This is a genomic window from Bradyrhizobium sp. P2_E8 (assembly GCF_056403875.1).
Genome location: NZ_JBFUES010000916.1, coordinates 1 through 3,000, shown reverse-complemented (window position 1 = coordinate 3,000; position 3,000 = coordinate 1). Strand labels below are relative to the sequence as shown.

Below are 3,000 nucleotides of genomic sequence, written 5' to 3'. Positions count from 1 at the left end.
TAGGGATCGTGATGTCCTCACCTTCATCGGGCGATCCCATCGACAAATCGTGCTGCGAGATCGAGCAAAACTGGCTGAGTTCGATCATTAAACGGAATTTGGCGCGACTGGTCCGCTAGGGTCAATCGCGTCGGTTTGGTGGTGGCGCCAACAACTTCCGGTGCGCCACTGGTTCCTTGACTTAGGTCAAGGGTGACCTCGCAGTGCGTCACCATCATGCGGTGCGGGGCAACTCACCTAGGAGATTGCCGATGTTGAAAATAGTAGTTGCCGGAACAACCGCTCTCTTCCTTACTGCATCCCCGATTGCCAATGCGCAAACCTCGCAAACCTCTGCGACTCCGGAACGGTTAAATGCAGCCGACCGGAATACGCTGACGGACATGAGGATTGATCTGGTAAAGGCCGCGTTGCAGCTGACACCTGACCAGGAAAAATACTGGCCGGCTGTAGAGAGCGCCATTCGTGCCAGGGCGGAGGATCGGAAAGCCCGCCTTGCAAAGATCGGAGAAACAGTGGGTAGACGGGCCGACGAAAACCGTGTCGAAGCCCTGCGCAATCGTGACCCCATCACCTTCTTGCAACGACGCTCGGAAGCATTGGCTCAACGATCAGCCGATTTGGATAAACTCGCCGAGGCGTGGCAGCCACTCTACAAAACGCTTAATCCCGAACAGAGGCAGCGCATGGCAGCCATCGCGATTCTGGTACTCCACGATATGAGTGATGCCGTAGACCGGCGCCGTGCGCTGTCCGAGGACGAGGACTGAGGCAAAGGCTAGCTGACTGTATGCCTGGGCGATATCGCTAAGGGGCACGGGCGGACGTTGGGATCGGGCCCAAGTCGGTCGGCTTGTCACGCAAAACCGGACCACTGCTCCACGCGTGGGCCAATACCCGACATGTAAAGTGAGGTACGCTGCATGGCCGAGAAGTGGTGTTGAATGCTACCGCGGGTCACGAGGCTGGTTTATGCACCAAGGCTAGTGGCCCGCAGGCAAATCCTCTATCGACGCACTCCGACGCGATTAACGCCGCCATTGGCATTACCGCCGACGTTATGACGGACTGCGGCGCGCGCAACGGGCCGTGGCCGGAGGACAACGCCGGCCCGGGCAACGCAACCCACCGGATAGTCCACGTACTGGCAATACACGATCGCGCGGGCCGGTGATGGAGCAAGCGTGGCCCCTGCAAGTCCCAGAAGTGCGCTGGCAGCGATGCCTGTAACCGTCACTGACTTGATCGAAAGTCGCGTCTTAGCCTTCATGATGGTCCTCCTCTAAGGGTAGCAGAAGCCGCATTCCTACGGTTTACGATAGCGTGTGCGCGGAGAGATCAGCGACATTGACGTAAATCAAGGGTGAGCTGGGCTGCCCATTAACTCGGTCGAACATTGTCCGTGTTTCCTGCCGCCCGTCACCTCGTTTGCTGACAGCACCAAGCGCGATCTTGATTCAGATCAACCAGCTTCGTGATACCCGCCACCAAAACAAGAGACCGACTGGGCTAGGGCGATTTCGAAGTTCGTAAGCGCGGCACGCTGCCGAAGCAGCGGAGCCCTCGGGAAACAAGGACCTTCGCTACCGAAGCAGAGGCCAAGGCATTCGATCGGTCATCCACGAACTCGATGCCTTTGAATGCATCATTGGGACGTCAGCTCTGGGCATGACGCCCGGGCCGCTTCCCCAATCCGAGAGCCGATCACGCCGGTCGCGGCCGCCTGCGGAGTGGGCAGAACGCGGATCAACGGCGTCTGCGTTGAAAGGACGACCGCCAAACCCGGCGCGCTGCGCGCAGGCGTCTCCGTTGGCAGGGAAGTGTCTGTGCGATGTACGAATAGGCGCCGCGAGACTGGGCGTTCGGATCGTATCCGGACGCCGATCACCAAGTTCTTGAGCCGAACCAGCCGAACTGCCCTTGTCGTGCCGCCAGAAGCATCTGCGGCTGGACGTTTCGCCTCGATCGGGCCGCAACATGCGACATCTTGCGTTGTCGCTTGCGATCGACGGTTTCAGGCGGGCGTGTATCCGGTTTCGGCAGCATTGCGAAAGAATTCGCCACCGCCGGGCTCTGTGCGACGATAACGGGCGGTTCGGCCACATCCGACGAAGTTGCGACCTCGGTCGCCTCGACCACGGGCGCAGCGGCGACGATGACCGGCGATCGGGTATCGAAGACAATACGCTCGGGCCATTTGCGATCTGAGTGGATACGTATGGCCGGCCGGTCCGCAGCCGCCTGATCGACGGTCGGGGCCCTCGGCAGCCAATAATCTGCGACAAAGAGCAGTGCAACCAATACTGCTCCGACCTTCCAGAAATATGCCGCCAGTGGCATGCCGGTCGCTCCGGTGCGCCCCCGAAACATTGACCTGGGCTCGTCCTGCTACGTCGTCTGTTACCTTCTGCAAGATGGCCACAAGCTGCTTGATATAGATCAAGCGCGTTCGATCGCTCGCGAACGCGCTTTAACTGCAGCCGGTAATGCGCGCAACTGCCTTCATGTACTTGAGATGAAGTGCGGCGTCACCTCCGTGTGACGGAGAGTTGCGCGCGGTCAGGCGATCCGAATTCAAACAGGTCTCAAGATCGAATCTGATATGCGAGCACCATCCCAGGGCACTCTTCTCTGCCTCTTCCTTGGAGGGACCAAAACCCACAAAGGTCTGAACGTGCCCGGCCTCGCCGTCGGCCGTCGATACGATATTGATTTCCGAGATGTAGAAGGACGAACACTGGGCGGCCTGGGGCTCGGCGCGTGTCCCCTGGATCACCCCGAGAGCGACAATGGTCGTCATCAGGACGGCTCGCTTCATTTTCTCCTCCGACAAAGCGAATTCGTTGCGGCTATCCATCTGATCGCCGACAACTTTCCTGGCTGTCCGATCGGGCAAGCCCACTAACGCCAATCGCCGCTCAGGGACCAAGGACTTGAGATAGATCAAGCGTTAGTTCTTGATTGCGGTAAGAAAGCGTACCCCCGCCCAAGCCCACCTTC

Annotated in this window: 4 protein-coding genes; 1 reads left to right on the top strand and 3 read right to left on the bottom strand. The window is 59.3% G+C overall.

Annotation, left to right across the window (positions count from 1 at the left end):
• Positions 1–251: 251 nt before the first annotated feature.
• Positions 252–770 carry a Spy/CpxP family protein refolding chaperone gene (locus tag AC1D00_RS34230; RefSeq protein WP_477013715.1) on the top strand — a complete coding sequence of 173 codons (519 nt, stop codon included), beginning with the start codon at positions 252–254 and terminating at the stop codon, positions 768–770.
• Between the two features lie 236 nt (positions 771–1,006).
• Here the strand turns inward: AC1D00_RS34230 and AC1D00_RS34225 are convergent, their stop codons facing one another.
• The 3 genes from AC1D00_RS34225 to AC1D00_RS34215 form a co-directional block, all read right to left on the bottom strand.
• The gene (locus AC1D00_RS34225; RefSeq protein ID WP_477013714.1) at positions 1,007–1,270 is read right to left on the bottom strand and encodes a hypothetical protein; all 264 of its coding nucleotides are present in this window, start codon (positions 1,268–1,270) and stop codon (positions 1,007–1,009) included.
• A 614-nt stretch (positions 1,271–1,884) separates the two neighbouring features.
• The gene (locus tag AC1D00_RS34220) at positions 1,885–2,340 is read right to left on the bottom strand and encodes a hypothetical protein (protein WP_477013713.1); all 456 of its coding nucleotides are present in this window, start codon (positions 2,338–2,340) and stop codon (positions 1,885–1,887) included.
• A gap of 130 nt (positions 2,341–2,470) precedes the next feature.
• Positions 2,471–2,947, bottom strand: a complete 477-nt coding sequence (locus tag AC1D00_RS34215; protein WP_477013712.1) for a hypothetical protein — start codon at positions 2,945–2,947, stop codon at positions 2,471–2,473.
• Positions 2,948–3,000: the final 53 nt, after the last annotated feature.